The 15,936-nt window shown below is 44.8% G+C and carries 15 protein-coding genes and 1 pseudogene; 7 read left to right on the top strand and 9 right to left on the bottom strand.

What is annotated here, in order from left to right; genetic code table 11:
• Positions 1-120: pseudogene (locus ICN48_RS03760) on the top strand (IS30 family transposase); the annotation flags it as partial.
• Here ICN48_RS03760 and ICN48_RS03765 read toward each other — a convergent pair.
• Positions 72-497, bottom strand: coding sequence for a hypothetical protein (locus ICN48_RS03765; RefSeq protein ID WP_216152399.1), 426 nt, complete (start codon positions 495-497; stop codon positions 72-74). The pseudogene ICN48_RS03760 and the gene ICN48_RS03765 overlap by 49 nt on opposite strands.
• Before the next feature lie 335 nt (positions 498-832).
• Here ICN48_RS03765 and ICN48_RS03770 point away from each other — a divergent pair, with 335 nt between their 5' ends.
• On the top strand, positions 833-1,060 hold the full coding sequence (locus ICN48_RS03770; RefSeq protein ID WP_216152400.1) for a hypothetical protein: 228 nt from the start codon (positions 833-835) through the stop codon (positions 1,058-1,060).
• Positions 1,061-1,104: 44 nt separating this feature from the next.
• Positions 1,105-1,809 carry a tripartite tricarboxylate transporter substrate binding protein gene (locus tag ICN48_RS03775; protein WP_255539451.1) on the top strand — a complete coding sequence of 235 codons (705 nt, stop codon included), beginning with the start codon at positions 1,105-1,107 and terminating at the stop codon, positions 1,807-1,809.
• Between the two features lie 89 nt (positions 1,810-1,898).
• Here the strand turns inward: ICN48_RS03775 and groL are convergent, their stop codons facing one another.
• Together groL and ICN48_RS03785 are read right to left on the bottom strand one after the other, a co-directional pair.
• A complete protein-coding gene (groL, locus tag ICN48_RS03780) occupies positions 1,899-3,542 on the bottom strand; it encodes a chaperonin GroEL (RefSeq protein ID WP_216152401.1) in 1,644 nt (547 codons plus the stop codon).
• A gap of 28 nt (positions 3,543-3,570) precedes the next feature.
• Positions 3,571-3,861 carry a co-chaperone GroES gene (locus tag ICN48_RS03785; RefSeq protein ID WP_072582790.1) on the bottom strand — a complete coding sequence of 97 codons (291 nt, stop codon included), beginning with the start codon at positions 3,859-3,861 and terminating at the stop codon, positions 3,571-3,573.
• A 315-nt stretch (positions 3,862-4,176) separates the two neighbouring features.
• Here ICN48_RS03785 and ICN48_RS03790 point away from each other — a divergent pair, with 315 nt between their 5' ends.
• From ICN48_RS03790 to dacB, 4 genes are read left to right on the top strand one after another with little or no spacing between them, the layout of a single operon-like run.
• Positions 4,177-5,019, top strand: a complete 843-nt coding sequence (locus ICN48_RS03790) for a diguanylate phosphodiesterase (RefSeq protein WP_216152402.1) — start codon at positions 4,177-4,179, stop codon at positions 5,017-5,019.
• Positions 5,019-5,642, top strand: a complete 624-nt coding sequence (locus tag ICN48_RS03795; protein WP_216152403.1) for a response regulator transcription factor — start codon at positions 5,019-5,021, stop codon at positions 5,640-5,642. The genes ICN48_RS03790 and ICN48_RS03795 overlap by 1 nt, the downstream gene beginning before the upstream one ends.
• A 21-nt stretch (positions 5,643-5,663) precedes the next feature.
• Positions 5,664-8,087, top strand: a complete 2,424-nt coding sequence (locus tag ICN48_RS03800) for an ATP-binding protein (protein ID WP_216152404.1) — start codon at positions 5,664-5,666, stop codon at positions 8,085-8,087.
• Positions 8,088-8,123: 36 nt separating this feature from the next.
• Positions 8,124-9,653 carry a D-alanyl-D-alanine carboxypeptidase/D-alanyl-D-alanine-endopeptidase gene (gene dacB / locus ICN48_RS03805; RefSeq protein WP_216152405.1) on the top strand — a complete coding sequence of 510 codons (1,530 nt, stop codon included), beginning with the start codon at positions 8,124-8,126 and terminating at the stop codon, positions 9,651-9,653.
• Here the strand turns inward: dacB and ICN48_RS03810 are convergent.
• The 6 genes from ICN48_RS03810 to pyk all read right to left on the bottom strand — a co-directional run bounded on the left by ICN48_RS03810 (position 9,599) and on the right by pyk (position 15,936).
• Positions 9,599-10,675: an L-threonylcarbamoyladenylate synthase gene (locus ICN48_RS03810; protein ID WP_255539452.1), complete on the bottom strand. Its 1,077-nt coding sequence runs from the start codon at positions 10,673-10,675 to the stop codon at positions 9,599-9,601. The two genes, dacB and ICN48_RS03810, sit on opposite strands and share 55 nt — an antisense overlap.
• Before the next feature lie 31 nt (positions 10,676-10,706).
• Entirely contained in the window at positions 10,707-11,891 is a 1,185-nt protein-coding gene (locus ICN48_RS03815; protein ID WP_216152407.1) for a 5-(carboxyamino)imidazole ribonucleotide synthase, read from the bottom strand.
• A 4-nt stretch (positions 11,892-11,895) separates the two neighbouring features.
• Positions 11,896-12,390 (bottom strand): 5-(carboxyamino)imidazole ribonucleotide mutase, encoded by a 495-nt coding sequence (gene purE, locus ICN48_RS03820; protein ID WP_216152408.1) that lies wholly within the window; start codon positions 12,388-12,390, stop codon positions 11,896-11,898.
• Between the two features lie 62 nt (positions 12,391-12,452).
• On the bottom strand, positions 12,453-13,352 hold the full coding sequence (locus ICN48_RS03825) for a phosphoribosylaminoimidazolesuccinocarboxamide synthase (RefSeq protein ID WP_216152409.1): 900 nt from the start codon (positions 13,350-13,352) through the stop codon (positions 12,453-12,455).
• 7 nt (positions 13,353-13,359) lie between these two features.
• Positions 13,360-14,424, bottom strand: a complete 1,065-nt coding sequence (gene fba, locus ICN48_RS03830) for a class II fructose-bisphosphate aldolase (RefSeq protein WP_215360205.1) — start codon at positions 14,422-14,424, stop codon at positions 13,360-13,362.
• A 75-nt stretch (positions 14,425-14,499) separates the two neighbouring features.
• Positions 14,500-15,936: a pyruvate kinase gene (pyk, locus tag ICN48_RS03835; RefSeq protein ID WP_216152410.1), complete on the bottom strand. Its 1,437-nt coding sequence runs from the start codon at positions 15,934-15,936 to the stop codon at positions 14,500-14,502.

Here is a 15,936-nt window from a genome sequence, read left to right on the forward strand (position 1 = left end):
AATTACTCACAGGCTAAGCTTAATGCCATAGCTAGGAAACTGAATGAGCGCCCTAGAAAGACACTAAACTATCAAACACCGGCAGAACGTTTTGCCCAATCTGTTGCGTTGACCGGTTGAATCCAAGGTTCTTTTACGTCATTGACAGTATTACCTGCCGCCTGTATTTCATCCATCGTCCAATAACGAGGACCATTTAACAAAACAAATGAGGCATCAAAATTCTTCGCAATAGATTCTTTGGTCAAGGTTTTCCACTGTGCTTCAGGACAAAGATTAAGGCCTTGCGTATTAAATACTTTTACCTCTAAATTGAGCCAAGCTCGTTTGCCCACCAGAACTTCGCAATAACGCTGGTTACGCAAATTAGAGACACTTTTCTGAAATACCGGCTGAGAGTCAGCCGATTGGGCAATTGAAGCCCTACAAAGAAGGGCAGAACCCATGAAGAGCAAACCTATTGAAATGAAGTGGGTTGCTTGATTGCGACTAATCATTTTGACGCCCGTTCCAGTGGTAATGTTCGGTACAGCTTACACCTATAAATAAAAAACGCCTGGTCTTTTGAACCAGACGCTCTTATTTCTACAGCCAGATAGCTGGGGAAATTAACGGCTATTACATAATGCTACTCATTCTGCCAGTGTTGCCCATATCAGACATACCACCAGCAGATTCATCTTTTAGGTATTCGATGATACGAAGAAGGTTTGTTGAGTAAATTTAAGAACTAGTCGCCTTAGGAAACTGCCTACGGGCGGTTTTTTATTGCGCTAAGATACGTCATAGAAGCGTCGACAGAATGCTTCATCACTTAATAGGTGGAGACAATATGCAATTCAAATCAGCATTTATTGCTTTTTTAATCTCAATATGCGCAATTTTTTGGGTAGGATCAGCCAGCTCACAAAGCAACTACCCTAACCGAACCATTCAAACCGTCATGCCGCTTCAAGCAGGAAGTGGCGTTGACATCTTGATGCGCCCAGTTGCCCAAAAAATGGGTGAAAGCCTAGGTCAAGCAATCACAATAGAAAACATTCCAGGAGGCGCGGGATAATTGGCGCAGCTAAGGTTGCACAAAGTCCCGCTGATGGCTATGTCTTGGGCGCATTTAATGACAGTATCCTAACGATGTTACCCAATCTATACAAAAAGATTGATTACGATCCGATTCAAAGTTTTGCTCCAATATCTGAGGTAGCTGCGATTACTTTTGTGATGGTTGCCAACCCAACATTTCCCGGAAATACCGCAGCAGACCTAGTGCGTATTGCTAAAGAAAAGCCCGGTAGGATTGACTATGCATCTGGGGGCAATGGTTCACCACAGCATATTGGCATGGAAATCTTCCGCCAATATACTGGCGCCCCAATCGTTCACATTCCTTATCGTGGAGCTGCTGCAGCAGTCACTGACGTCATGGCAGGCCAAGTACCAGTGATGATCAGCGCTTTATCGGTTGTACTTCCTCATATTCGCGCTGGGAAGCTAAAGGTATTGGGAGTGGCGAGTAAAACACGGTCTCCGCTGCTACCCAACGCTCCAACAATTAGTGAGAGCGTAAAAGGTTATGAATTCTCAACCTGGAGCGCCCTACTAGCACCCAAAGGTACTTCACCAGCAATTATTGAAAAACTAAATGAGTCTTTAGCAACTGCGCTAAGAGATCCAAAGCTACGTGAACAACTTATTCAGCAAGGCTTTGAATTTGTCCCTCTCGGCCCAGATCATTTAAAAGAAATGATTGCACAGGGATTGGTAAAGATGAAAAAAGTGATTAAGGATGGCGGTATACAGCCTGACTAATTCGAGAAGAACCAAATAAAAAAGCGCCTGGTCTTTTGAACCAGGCGCTCTTATTTCTACAGCCAGATGGCTGAGGAAAGTAATGGCTATTACATCATGCCGCCCATTCCACCCATACCACCCATATCAGGCATACCACCAGCACCAGATTCATCCTTTGGCGCTTCAGAGATTGCGCAATCGGTAGTCAACAATAAGCCAGCAACAGAAGCCGCATTTACCAATGCAGTTTTTGTGACCTTAGTTGGGTCGATAACACCTTGTGCAACGAGGTCACCGTATTCACCAGTAGCCGCGTTGTAGCCGTTATTACCTGTGCTTGCTTGTACGGCATTAACAACGACACCAGCATCTTCACCGGCATTGCTAACGATAGTACGCAATGGCTCTTGCATAGCGCGCAATACGATGCTGATACCGGCATCTTGATCAGCGTTATCGCCTTTCAAGCCCTTGATACCTTGCATTGCACGAATCAACGCTACGCCGCCGCCAGGAACAATACCTTCTTCAACAGCTGCACGAGTTGCGTGTAATGCGTCGTCAACACGAGCCTTCTTCTCTTTCATTTCTACTTCAGTAGCAGCGCCAACACGAATCACTGCAACACCGCCGGCCAACTTGGCTACACGCTCTTGCAATTTTTCCTTATCGTAGTCGCTAGTAGCTTCTTCGATCTGAACACGAATGTTCTTCACGCGAGCTTCAATCGCTTTAGCATCGCCAGCACCGTCAATGATGATGGTATTTTCTTTGCCTACTTCGATACGCTTCGCTTGACCCAAGTGCTCAAGAGTTGTTTTCTCGAGTGTGAGACCGATTTCTTCAGCGATCACTGTACCGCCAGTCAAAATCGCGATGTCTTCCAACATTGCTTTACGACGATCGCCAAAACCTGGAGCCTTAACAGCACAAGTCTTGATAATGCCGCGAATATTATTCACAACTAAAGTTGCCAAGGCTTCGCCTTCAACATCTTCTGCAATGATCAACAATGGACGGCCAGACTTCGCTACTTGCTCAAGTACTGGGAGCAAATCACGGATGTTAGCAATCTTCTTGTCAAACAAGAGAACATATGGGCTTTCCAATACGGCAACTTGTTTTTCTGGTTGATTGATGAAGTATGGAGAGAGGTAACCGCGGTCAAACTGCATACCTTCAACTACTTCCAGCTCGTCTTCTAATGACTTGCCATCTTCAACAGTGATAACGCCTTCTTTACCCACTTTTTCCATCGCTTCTGCAATGCGCTGACCAATACTGTGGTCGCTGTTTGCAGAGATAGAACCTACCTGAGCGATTTCTTTAGTAGTGGTGCAAGGCTTGCTGATTTTTGCAAGTTCTTGGATAGCTGCTGCAACAGCTTTGTCGATACCGCGCTTCAAGTCCATTGGGTTATGGCCTGAAACTACATATTTCATACCTTCGCGAACGATAGACTGAGCCAATACAGTAGCGGTAGTTGTACCGTCACCAGCGATGTCAGCAGTTTTGGAAGCAACTTCCTTAACCATCTGAGCACCCATATTCTGGAGCTTATCTTTGAGTTCGATTTCTTTTGCTACGGATACACCATCTTTAGTGATTGTTGGCCCACCGAATGAACGCTCGATCACTACGTTGCGACCCTTTGGTCCCAAAGTTGTTTTCACTGCATTAGCAAGAATATTAACGCCTTCGACCATTTTGGTGCGGGCGCTATCTCCAAATACAACATCTTTTGCTGCCATGATTAAATTCCTCTCTTAAATACCGAAATTACTTCTGTACAACAGCCATGATGTCGTCTTCACGCATCACGATGAGTTCTTCGCTGTCAACTTTTACTGTTTGACCTGCATATTTACCAAACAACACACGGTCGCCTACTTTGACGTCAGGTGCATTTAATTTGCCGCTGTCATCGCGCTTACCTGGGCCTACTGCTAGAACTTCACCTTGATCAGGCTTTTCTGCAGCAGCGTCAGGAATGATGATTCCGGAAGCAGTTTTTGATTCTTGATCTAAACGCTTGATGATTACGCGATCATGTAAGGGACGCAAATTCATCTCTTCTCCTATGTTAGTAAGTGTTAACTATTTAAATAAACTATATAAATCAAAGATTTATAATCTCTTCACACGGAAGCCAAGGGTTATTTAGGTACAAATCACCTTTTAGCACTCGCATGTAGGGAGTGCTGATTATATAGGTCTGAATCCTTGGATTTCAAGAGCAGATCCCCATAAATTCTTTAAGGATTTAGCCCCTATCTATACTTTGGACAGGCTGGTAGGACAATTCCTACAGATAAATCAGCCCAAAGCCCTTACCGCTCCAATCCGTCCTGCCTAGACTGGACAGTCACCGATTGGAGAATGCTGATGAGCCCGAAATCCCGGCTGTACACACTTGTAAAGGCATGGAAGAACAAACCCTCCCAAGAAGTACGAGACGCCTGTGGCGACCCCTGGCTTGGCCTAAGCAACCAAGCCCTAGAAGAACACCAATCCTGGTCTAAGCGACAGGCAATTAGTCATGAACCCATTTTTAACTGCAAGGGCACAAAACTGACAGGATCTTTATTTAGACCACTTCTTATTGCGTCCAATATGCAATTACTACGCCTTTTTATGGAGGGTCTAGACACTATTGCATATTGGTATCGTACCGGTCGCTTTATTCCCGGCATCTTGCCAATACCAACGCATGCCATAGCCACAAGCGGATATATAGATGCAATGAGTGAGCTCATTTTGAACTCACGCCTACCGGTTGGCTTAGTAAACATTGGCATTCTAACAATGCCTGAGTCCAACATTTCTGATGCATGCAAAGAAGGATTGCTACGCTTACGTCGGCTTGGCGTCTTACTGCATTTTATGAAATTTACTGGAAGTGTTGAGGAGTTGCAGTGGATCACAGAGATGCAATTAGAAGGTGTACATATTGACATGAGTCAGTTTCGTGAGCGTGAGCTAGCAAGCGGTGTACTGGCCCAACTCAGGCAATCATCCTATTCCCCTACAAAATTTTATGCCAGCAATATCGGGCTGGTAAAGGATTTAGAAAGTGCTTCCACTCTCATTGCCGACCATTCTTATGGTGGGCTCATGATGCCGCCTGTCAGCCGCCATCAGATGCTACAGATTAACGATAGCCGTATCGCTAAAGCCATTTTTTCGCTGCACCCTCATCAACACCCAAACCAAAACGGAGACAAGTAATGAGAAAACGCGTGATGTTGGTAGATGACCATCCAGCAATGCTGATGGCTCTTAAAAGTATGTTGCAAGATCAGTTGTTATTTGAAATTGCAGGACAAGCCCAGAATGGTGAGGAGTGCCTCAGATCCATGAAAGAGGTTAATCCCAATATGGTGATTCTAGATTTAGATATGCCCAAGACAGATGGCTTTGATGTCATACGCCGTATCGGATTAATGTATCCCGAAGTTCGAATGCTTGTTCTCTCCAGCATGGACGAAGCAGTTTACGGCGGTAGAGTTCGCTCCTTAGGTGGTCATGGCTTTGTAAATAAAACTGCTGGGGCTGATGTGATCTTAGCCGCCTGCGTTGCTATCTCGCAAGGTTACAACTTTTTTACTCATGGTAAAAATGGTAATAGCTCATTAACTGATAACGATAAGCTGGCTTTAATTTCTGATCGAGAATTGCAAGTCATGAAATACCTCGGCAAAGGAAATACCAATCAACAGATCTCTGACATGTTGCACATCAGCAATAAGACTGTCGCAACTTATAAGACTAGGGTCTTTGACAAATTAGGGATTAACAATATCGCTGATCTCATCTTGTTCTGTCGTATGAACAACATTATCGAAAGCTAAGTCGCAATGCATCGATCTATCATGCACATTACCCTTTTTGTCATATTGACTGGCTTTATGGGTAGTACTTCTGCAAAATTACTCAGCTCAACAGAGCAAAGGTGGATCGATGCCCATCCTGTGGTGCGTTTTAGCATTCACGAAAAATATGCACCCTATCTAGAAATTAATGGAAGGGGGGAGTGCGGGGTCTTTCATGGCCTATTAATTAAGTTAGGTGAATTTACCAAGCAAGAATTTCTGCCAAAGTGGCGCAAAACTGATCAAGAAGGACTTCAACAACTCGCTGCCGGAGAAGTCGATTTCATCATTGATCCCCCAGTCTTGGATGATGAATACCTCAAGTTCGGCTCATTATCGGAAGCAATCTTTTGGGGTCACGATGCCATTCTGACAAGGCGATCAAAACATGATATGCCTATTGAACCAATCAATATTGCGTTCTTTGATCGTGGTTTTGAAAACCCGCCAATACCTAAACAGCTTCAATCCAGTTCATCTAGTCATATCGATACACTAATCATTGATCTTCTCAAAAAAGATGTTGAAGCACTTGTCTTACCGCTTCGCTTAGCCCAGCAACTCATTCAACAATTGGAAGGAAGGGATCTAAAGATTGATGGGCTTTACAGCAGAGAACCATTTGCATATCGCTGGCTCATTTCGCATCAAGATCAGGCTTTACATGGTGTACTTGGACGTTTTCTTAATAATCTAGACCCAATCGCATCTCGCCAACTTTTTAACCTCAATCCATCCACTTTTGAAACAGAGACTGCCACTCCAGCTTACTTCATGCCCTGGTTCTCCACCTTAGGGATCCTGCTCATTGGCGCCTATTGGTTATGGCGCATGCATCAGAAACAATCTCTTCAAAAACAAGAAGCAGATATTCTGATGTCATCAAAAGAGCAGGCTGAACATGCAAATGCTGCGAAGTCCGCCTTCCTTGCCACTATGAGTCATGAGATTCGCACGCCAATGAATGCAATTTTGGGTGTTCAAGAACTCTTACTCAAGAGACCTCTTCCTGAAAGTGAAAAAGCTTTATTGAAGAGTGCGCACTCATCAGCAGAATCTCTTCTCGGAATCCTAAATCAAGTTCTGGATCTCTCAAAAATAGAGGCCGGTAAACTCACACTCAATATTGAACCCTGCAATCTCAATGCTTTGATAGATGATATCGATTCAGCATTTACGACAGTAGCCCAAAAACAAAGTCTTCAACTTCATACCTCTAAAGACCCACGCATTGCGGAAGTTTTAATGCTAGATGGATTGCGCTTACGTCAAATATTGCAAAACCTCATTAGTAACGCAATAAAATTCACTGATCAGGGTGAGGTTTATTTTTCAATTAGCGTCTTGGCAGATGATCATGCAGGGCAACTGATTGAATTCAGAATTATTGATACGGGAGTTGGCATGGGATCGGAAGAAATTGCCCTTGCGCTGCAACCTTTTGAGCAGATACCAGGCACTACTGAACAAGCAAATGGAACTGGTCTTGGTTTAACCATCACCAATCATCTTGTTACCTCAATGAATAGCCAGCTCTATTTTGAAAGCGCCCCTGGCTTTGGAAGTAATGTCCATTTTTGTCTCGCATTCCCCCGAACGACCATAGCTGCAACTAGTCCCTCAACTTCAGAACATACCAGCCCCTCCAGAAGACTAGTATCTAAGCACGCTCAAAGCGATGAGCCCCCGTTACAAGCCCTAGTAGTCGAAGATCATCCCGCAAGCCGTCAGATTATTTCTTTACAACTTCAAGTCTTAGGTATCGAAGTATCGGTTTGTGATAACGCTATTTGCGCACTTGATCTCATAGACCAACAAGATTTCGATCTACTCCTAACCGATCAATCCATTCCAGGCATGCAGGGGTCAGAACTTGCCAAGCACCTACGAGATAAGGGACATCAAGATCTCATCATTATTGGAATTACTGCCGATATTTATGCGCTAGATTCGCGTCAACAATTTTTAGCTGCTGGTATGAATGCTGTTCTCATAAAGCCATTAAGCCTAATGACATTAGAAAATGAACTATCTCGTTATTTCATATCCAAGGAAACGGATGATGCACCTCTCCCCACAAAAAAATTGGAAGCATATTCATTTGATGCTTTTGGCAATCTCTTAAAAGAAAACCCAGAATACATTCTGGTCATCCTAGAAGAGATTAAAAAGGTTCATGATGAAGTCCTTGAAACCATCAAGGACGATAAATGCAACGAAAGCGACTTCTGTAGACTAGTTCATAAGGTGAAAGGGGGCGCACAGTTGTTGAGCGCCCAATCATTTGTTCAGGCTTGCGAATCCTTAGAACAAGAGGGTAATCTAAGCGTTAGGATCAGCACCTTCATCCAATTGCTAGAGGCGCAAAATCAAATCATTCGCCGTTATCAAGCAAGATATTCAAAGTTTTCGTCTTGGGAGTAGCGCTACATCCAGTAATGTGGGTTTATCCTATGGGAAATGCATCATTTTTTTCCTCGCTCCCTGGCCATAATAGCGGCCGTCTTTTGGCTAGCTAGCTCTTTAGCCAGCGCCAATGAAAACGCGCCTCCAGAAATTCCTAAGGCCGTAAGCAGTAGTCTAGAGCGCAATCAAATACCTCTTGATGCTGTAAGCATTTCAGTTTTAGAGATTGAACCTGGTCGCTCCGGAAAGAACCTAGCCAAGAAAGTTTTAGATTGGCGCAGTGGCGATCCAATGAACCCTGCTTCAACTATGAAGCTACTCACCACATTGAGCGGCTTAGATATCTTGGGTCCACAGTATCGCTGGCGAACCAATGTATATACCGATGGTGTGATTCGTCAGGGGGTCTTAAAGGGCAACATTTATTTGCAGGGCACTGGTGATCCTAAGCTCGTTCCTGAAGAGCTAGCAAAGATGATGAAAGATCTTCAAGGCCTTGGCATTCAGAAGATTGATGGTAATTTATTCTTTGATCGAAGTGCTTATGCACCGAGTGCGATGGAACACAATACCATTGATGGCGAATCTCTTCGCGCCTATAACGCTCCACCAGACCCTTTGCTCTATGCGTTTAGAACAATCTCGTTTCAGCTGGGTAAATCGCGTACCGCAGACTTTATAGATATTAACTATAGCCCACCCTTGTCTCAGCTAAAGGTATCCAATCAGATGCAATTAGTTGATCGTTCATGCGATAACTGGAAAAGTAATATTCGCTTTAATTTGGATCCAGAAGGCGTCAGCAATACCGATCAGCCCTTAACTGCTCAGTTCTCTGGTGCATTTCCGAGCTCCTGTAAGGGCGTAAACTTTAATGTCGTCGCATTAGATGCCAATACCTTTCTAACGCAAGGTTTTGCGGCCGCCTGGGAATTAGCCGGCGGTACATGGACGCAGCCGCCGGTTGGCAAAGACGGTGCTGTACCGCTTGCAGCACGACTACTACTTCAGTTTGAAGGTATTTCATTGGCAGATGATGTTTTAGACATCAACAAATACTCCAATAACGTCATGGCTCGCCAAGTTCTTTTGACTCTAGCGCTAGAAAAAATGGGTAAGCCTGCAACCACCGCCAACGGTGACTTAGTGATTCAGAGTTGGCTCAAAAAAAATGGTTTGGACTTTGAGGGTCTGATTATTGAGAATGGCTCAGGGTTATCGCGCAATGAAGCAATCTCAGCAAGTCAGATGAACCAACTTTTATTGACTGCTCGCAATCTTTCCGTGGGTGATATTTTTTATAACAGCCTACCGATTGCCGGTACAGATGGCACGATGCGTAATCGCTTGATGAGTCAACTGCGAAAATTTTTACACCTTAAGAAAAAACCAGAAGCTAGAATTAAGACAGGCTCACTTGCAGATGTGCGGGCAATATCAGGTTATGTTTTAAGTAAATCCGGAAAGATGTATGCGGTAACTTCATTCATCAACCATCCCAATGCCTGGAAAGGTCTAGATGCTCACGATCAGTTGTTGTCGTGGTTGCTTGAGGATGGGCCAGAACCAAAGCACGCGCGCTGAAGCCGGTCTCTAACGCCATCCCACTCCTCGCCTGCTGGCGGCTCCGGGAACAAAATCAAATCCCAGCCTTGCTGGTCTAAATCACGCAAGGAGCGATATAGCCTGCTAGCAAATGTGGTCGGATCACTAGAGACAATTACTTCTTCAACATCTGTTGATGGATGATCATCGAGAACCAAAGAAGATTCAGAATCCCAAACCGCTACTGCAACCCTAGACTTGATATCCGGAAACTCACTTAAAGCATCCAAGACACGGCCAGGAGCATAAAGGCGTAATGGAGTAGTTGGTGCGTAATGTGCCTTGAGACTTCCAGATACCCTGGGTAAATCGACAGTTACTTCGTTACCACTCTTTACCTCTCCAGGTTGATATACCTTCACACCTGTTTTGGCAAAGATCTCACTTGGAGTAATAGAGCCCGGTCTCAGAAGTATGGCCTTATCGCCTGAAGATAAATCGATGATGGTTGATTCAATACCAACTTCACAATCGCCGCCATCCAACACCATTAAATCCAACATGCCCTCGAATTCATGACGGACATCTGCGGCACTCGTAGGGGAAACCTTACCAAAGCGATTCGCTGAAGGGGCTACAACACCACCTTTAAATTTACGCAACAGCTCTTGAGCAATTGGATGAGAGGGCGCACGAATGGCTACTGTATCTTGCCCACCTGTTAACTCATTTAAAACGCTTTTACCCTTCTTAAAGACCAGAGTTAATGGTCCTGGCCAAAAGGCATTAATTAACTTTAGCGCTTCTTCAGATAAATCTCTTACCCACGGCGCTAATAGTGCTACCCAATCAATTTGGGTTTGATCGAATTTATCTGGAGCAGCTAAATGAACAATTAAAGGATGATTTGACGGGCGTCCCTTAGCAATGAATATTTGCTTAATCGCTTCAGGATTTTTAGCATCCGCACCCAAGCCATAAACAGTCTCAGTGGGAAATGCAACCAAACCTCCATCACGCAATGTTTGCACTGCTTCATTAATCACTGCTGATGATTGCATTGACGTACTATCGGAATTTCCCCTAGACATTCTAGGGCTCGATCCCTAATTCAAGAGCAACAGCTGCACAATTTTGGCGTGCTTCATTAAGGGCTTCACCCAAGCAGTTAATGTGACCCATTTTTCTACCAATTCTGGGGGCAGATTTGCCATAGAGATGTAACTTGGCATCAGGATGGGCTAGTACTTTATCCCAAGCAGGCTCTTTTGGCTGATCTTCATTCCCTTCAAACCAAAGGTCGCCCAATAAGTTCAACATAGATACTGGAGCTAACTGACGGGTGTCACCCAAAGGCAATCTAGCCATTGCTCTAACCTGCTGCTCAAACTGGCTGCTCACACAGGCATCCATGGTGTAGTGTCCAGAATTATGGGGACGCGGCGCGATCTCATTAGCAATAATGTCGCCATTCTTGAGAACAAAGAACTCAACACAAAGAACGCCAACGTAATCAATCTTCCGAATGAGCGCCTTAGCAGCATCAATGATTTTCTTTTCTTGGGCAGGCTTAAGTGAAGGGGCTGGCACAGTCGAGGTATGCAAAATACCCTCGCGGTGAATATTTTGAGCAACTGGATAAGCCACTACAGCATCGTCATAGCCACGCACTACTAAAGCCGATACTTCAAAATCTAAGTCCATACGCTTTTCTAGCACGCACGGTACACGCCCGAATTCATTCCACGCATTGGTCAACTCTTCGAGTGAATAAACAGTAATCTGACCTTTGCCGTCATAACCCATACGAGCAGTTTTTAATATTCCAGGAAAGAGATCGATAGGAGTATGCGCAATGTCTGCTTCATGCTCAATCACAAAGTTGGGGGCCGGCCCAATGTTAGTTTCTGATTTCCAAGCAGCCAAGAAATTTTTCTCAGCAATGCGATTTTGAGCCAATGAAACGCAACTGCTGCTTGGCGCCACAAAGACCCCCAGAGCCTCCAACTCATCTAAAGCTTGAGCGGGCACATTTTCAAACTCAGTACTCACTGATGAACAGAGAGCAGCCATCTCTTTTAAAGCAGTACTATCGGTGTATTCAGCTTGAATATATTTTTCAGCAATAGAGCCTGCAGGGCTATCTGAGCCTGGATCAAGTACGCAAACCTTATAGCCCATCGCTTGAGCAGCCTGAGTGAACATCCGCCCCAATTGACCGCCACCTAAAATTCCTAAATACGAACCCGGCAAAATGGGCTCCATACGATCTGCCATGTAATTAATATCCCGGCAAATTCATTGAACGCGCAGCATCAGACTGCTTTACACGAAACTCTTCTAAGCGTTTCGCCAAATCAGCGTCATGCAAAGCTAAACCAGCAATCACATGCAGGGCAGCATTAGCAGCACCAGCCTCTCCAATTGCGAAAGTAGCGACAGGTATACCCTTTGGCATCTGCACAATGGAATAGAGAGAATCTTCACCGCGCAAATATTTGCTTGCAACGGGAACGCCATAAACTGGGACGATAGTCTTAGATGCAAGCATGCCCGGTAAATGGGCTGCGCCACCTGCTCCAGCAATAATTGCCTGCAAGCCGTTAGCCAGCGCTTTTTCTGCATACTGGAACATATCGTCAGGCATACGATGAGCGGAGAGGACTTTAGCTTCATGAGCAATACCAAATTGCTCGAGCATTTGAGCAGCGTGCTGCATGGTGTCCCAATCTGAATTGGATCCCATCACTATTCCGACGATTGGCCTCTTGCTCATTTACCTCTCCAAATACCTTATATCTATCAAGGACTCTATTATCCTCGAGTTACACCTATCCGTTAAGCAGTCTTAGTAAGACGGGTTAGCGCTTCACGATACTTTTGGGCAGTCTTTTCAATTACATCTACTGGTAATTGAGGTGCAGGGGCTGTTTTAGACCATAACTTACCATCCACCATAGCGGTTTCAAGCCAATCTCGGACAAATTGCTTGTCATAAGAAGGCGGGTTTGAACCAACATAGTAGGTCTCCGCCGGCCAGAAACGTGAAGAATCTGCAGTCAAGATTTCGTCCATTAACACTAGCTGGCCATTTGCATCTAATCCAAACTCAAACTTGGTATCGGCAATGATGATTCCACGAGTAGCGGCGTATTCAGAAGCTTCTTTATACAAACGAATACTCACCTCACGAATTTGATTAGCTAACTTTTCGCCAATCATCTCAATCACTTTTTCAAATGAGATATTTTCGTCATGCTCACCCACTTCTGCTTTTGCAGCTGGAGTGAAAATAGGCTCAGGTAATTTCTGCGCATTCTCCAAACCTTCTGGCAAGGCAATGCCGCAAACTTTGCCAGTTTCTTTGTAATCTTTCCAGCCACTTCCTGCCAGATAGCCACGAACTACCGCTTCAACCAAAATTGGTTTAAGACGCTTAGCCACAACAGCGCGGCCTTTGACCTGGTCTACTTCATCTGCAGCAACGACGGTGGTTGGGTCAACACCAGTTAAATGATTTGGAATAACAGAAGCTAATTTATCAAACCAAAAATTAGCCATTTGATTCAGAACCACACCCTTCTCAGGAATAGGCTCGCCCATGACTACGTCAAATGCAGAGAGGCGGTCCGTTGTAATCATCAATAACTTATCGTCATCTAATGCATAAACATCGCGAACCTTACCTTTAGACAATAAAGGCAATGACTTAATAGAGGTAGCGTACAAAGCGGGCATATTTCAATCACTTCACTATTTGGGTTAATTTGCCACTCTTATATAGCTCTGCCATTTTCTCCAAAGAAATTGGTTTAATTTTGGATGCCTGACCAGCAGAACCAAAAGCTTGGAAACGCGCGATGCATACCTTCTTAGCAGCTTCACGGGCGGGCTTCAAATAATCGCGGGGATCAAACTTAGTTGGGTTTTCAATAAAGTAACGGCGAATCGCACCAGTCATCGCTAAACGGATATCTGTATCGATATTGATCTTACGAACGCCGTTCTTAATGCCCTCTTGGATCTCTTCAACAGGTACGCCGTAAGTCTCTTTCATATCACCACCGAATTCGCGAATCTCAGCAAGCAACTCCTGAGGAACGCTAGAAGAGCCATGCATTACCAAATGCGTATTCGGAATACGTGCATGAATTTCTTTAATACGATCGATAGCCAAAATATCACCCGTTGGCTTTTTGGTGAACTTGTATGCGCCATGGCTAGTACCAATCGCAATAGCTAAAGCATCACATTGGGTTGCCTTCACAAAATCAGCAGCTTGTTCAACGTCAGTCAGCAACTGCTCGCGTGTCATCTTGCCATCAGCGCCATGGCCATCTTCTTTATCGCCCTGCATAGTCTCAAGTGAGCCTAATACACCGAGTTCAGCTTCCACAGTAACTCCAATCGAGTGGGAGAACTTCACCACCTCTTTGGATACGTCGACGTTGTACTCGTAACTAGCAACACTCTTGCCATCTGCTTCCAATGAACCATCCATCATTACGCTAGTAAAGCCGCTCTTGATTGCTGCCATACAAACTGCTGGGCTTTGACCATGGTCTTGGTGCATCACTACGGGAATATGGGGGTAAGCCTCCACTGCTGCAGAAATCAGATGGCGTAAGAATGCCTCACCAGCATATTTTCGTGCGCCAGCAGAAGCCTGCATGATCACCGGGGAATCAGCTTCATTCGCTGCTTCCATGATTGCCGTTACTTGCTCTAAGTTATTCACGTTAAAAGCTGGTAGGCCGTAACCGTTTTCAGCAGCATGATCCAAGAGTTGTCTTAAAGATACTAAAGCCATGATGTTCTCTTAATAAATGTTAATGAGGTTAAAAATAAATCCGTTATGAATCTGTTTTGCGTTTGTAAATGTAAATTACTTCACATGAATAATTTTGAGAGTGTTCGTTCCACCAGGCTCACCCATTGGCTCACCACAAGTTAGCACTACGGTGTCACCTTTTTCGACAGCACCCACTTTTTTTAAGCAAGCCTCTACCTCTTGTAAGGCAGTATCACGATCTTTTGTGTAGTCCAAGCCAATTGGAGTGACATTGCGATAGGTACTTAAAGCCCGCTGAGTTGCAATCTTGGAGGTTAATGCAAAGATCGGCACATGTATATTGTGACGACTCATCCAAATGGCTGTTGAACCTGAGTCCGTTAATGCGGCAATCGCATTGGCATGTAAGTGGTGGGCTGTAAATAGAGCACCCAAAGCAATGGTTTGATCAATACGTGCAAATGTTTGATCCAAAAAGTCGGTATCTAATTTCACGGGGTCTGATTTCTCAGCCTCGATACAAATTTCTGCCATCGCTTTAATCGTTTGAACAGGATACATACCAGCAGCAGATTCAGCAGATAACATTACTGCATCGGTGCCATCTAAAACAGCATTGGCAACGTCACTCACTTCCGCACGTGTTGGTACTGGAGCATTGATCATCGACTCCATCATTTGTGTAGCGGTAATCGTAAATTTATCCGCTTCACGCGCCCACTTAATCATGCGCTTTTGCAAAGCAGGCACTGCGGCATTGCCAACTTCAATAGCAAGGTCGCCACGAGCAACCATAATGCCGTCACTCTCAGCAATAATACTTTTAAGTGCCTCAGGTTCAATGGCTTCTGCGCGCTCTACCTTGGCAATTGTCCTTACTTTGCCAACCCCATATTTAGCGCTCGCAGCGTCTGCCAGTTTACGGGCATACGCCATATCAGCACCATCTTTAGGAAAACTAATTGCCAAGAAATCAACACCCATGGCAATCGCCGCATCTAAATCAGCAATATCTTTTTCAGTCAGTGCTGGTGCGGTCAAGCCGCCACCAGCACGATTGATGCCTTTGTTATTGGAGAGTGATCCACCCTGCTCAACGATAGTAAAAATCTCTCCGCCTTTAACGCTCTCAACTGTGAGAACAACTAAACCATCATTCAATAAAAGACGGTCGCCAGGCTTTACATCACCCGGGAGCTCTTTGTAATCAAGACCTACTTTGGATTGATCCCCGAGCTCACAAGCTACGTCCAGAGTAAATTTATCGCCTTCCTTTAGAAGAATTTTGCTATCGACAAATTTACCAACGCGAATTTTAGGACCTTGTAAGTCAGCCATGATGCCGACTTCTTTACCAGCTTCAGCGGAAATTGTGCGCACTAAGTCATGACGCGCCTTGTGGTCAGCAACGGTACCGTGAGAGAAGTTCATCCGCACAACATCTACACCAGCACGGATCATGTCACGCAAGATTTCAGGCTTTTCGGAAGCAGGCCCTAAGGTTGCAATGATCTTTGTTGCTCTCAACAT

The sequence above is a fragment of the Polynucleobacter sp. JS-Safj-400b-B2 genome, assembly GCF_018881975.1.
In the GTDB taxonomy this organism is placed as follows: domain Bacteria; phylum Pseudomonadota; class Gammaproteobacteria; order Burkholderiales; family Burkholderiaceae; genus Polynucleobacter.

Bases quoted from the DNA above. Each gene is read 5' to 3' on its own strand.
- ICN48_RS03765 (WP_216152399.1), bottom strand. From the start codon at position 497: ATGATTAGTCGCAATCAAGCAACCCACTTCATTTCAATAGGTTTGCTC.
- ICN48_RS03770 (WP_216152400.1), top strand. From the start codon at position 833: ATGCAATTCAAATCAGCATTTATTGCTTTTTTAATCTCAATATGCGCA.
- groL (WP_216152401.1), bottom strand. From the start codon at position 3,542: ATGGCAGCAAAAGATGTTGTATTTGGAGATAGCGCCCGCACCAAAATG.
- ICN48_RS03785 (WP_072582790.1), bottom strand. From the start codon at position 3,861: ATGAATTTGCGTCCCTTACATGATCGCGTAATCATCAAGCGTTTAGAT.
- ICN48_RS03790 (WP_216152402.1), top strand. From the start codon at position 4,177: ATGAGCCCGAAATCCCGGCTGTACACACTTGTAAAGGCATGGAAGAAC.
- ICN48_RS03795 (WP_216152403.1), top strand. From the start codon at position 5,019: ATGAGAAAACGCGTGATGTTGGTAGATGACCATCCAGCAATGCTGATG.
- ICN48_RS03800 (WP_216152404.1), top strand. From the start codon at position 5,664: ATGCACATTACCCTTTTTGTCATATTGACTGGCTTTATGGGTAGTACT.
- dacB (WP_216152405.1), top strand. From the start codon at position 8,124: ATGCATCATTTTTTTCCTCGCTCCCTGGCCATAATAGCGGCCGTCTTT.
- ICN48_RS03810 (WP_255539452.1), bottom strand. From the start codon at position 10,675: ATGCAATCATCAGCAGTGATTAATGAAGCAGTGCAAACATTGCGTGAT.
- ICN48_RS03815 (WP_216152407.1), bottom strand. From the start codon at position 11,891: ATGGCAGATCGTATGGAGCCCATTTTGCCGGGTTCGTATTTAGGAATT.
- purE (WP_216152408.1), bottom strand. From the start codon at position 12,390: ATGAGCAAGAGGCCAATCGTCGGAATAGTGATGGGATCCAATTCAGAT.
- ICN48_RS03825 (WP_216152409.1), bottom strand. From the start codon at position 13,352: ATGCCCGCTTTGTACGCTACCTCTATTAAGTCATTGCCTTTATTGTCT.
- fba (WP_215360205.1), bottom strand. From the start codon at position 14,424: ATGGCTTTAGTATCTTTAAGACAACTCTTGGATCATGCTGCTGAAAAC.
- pyk (WP_216152410.1), bottom strand. From the start codon at position 15,936: ATGTTGAGAGCAACAAAGATCATTGCAACCTTAGGGCCTGCTTCCGAA.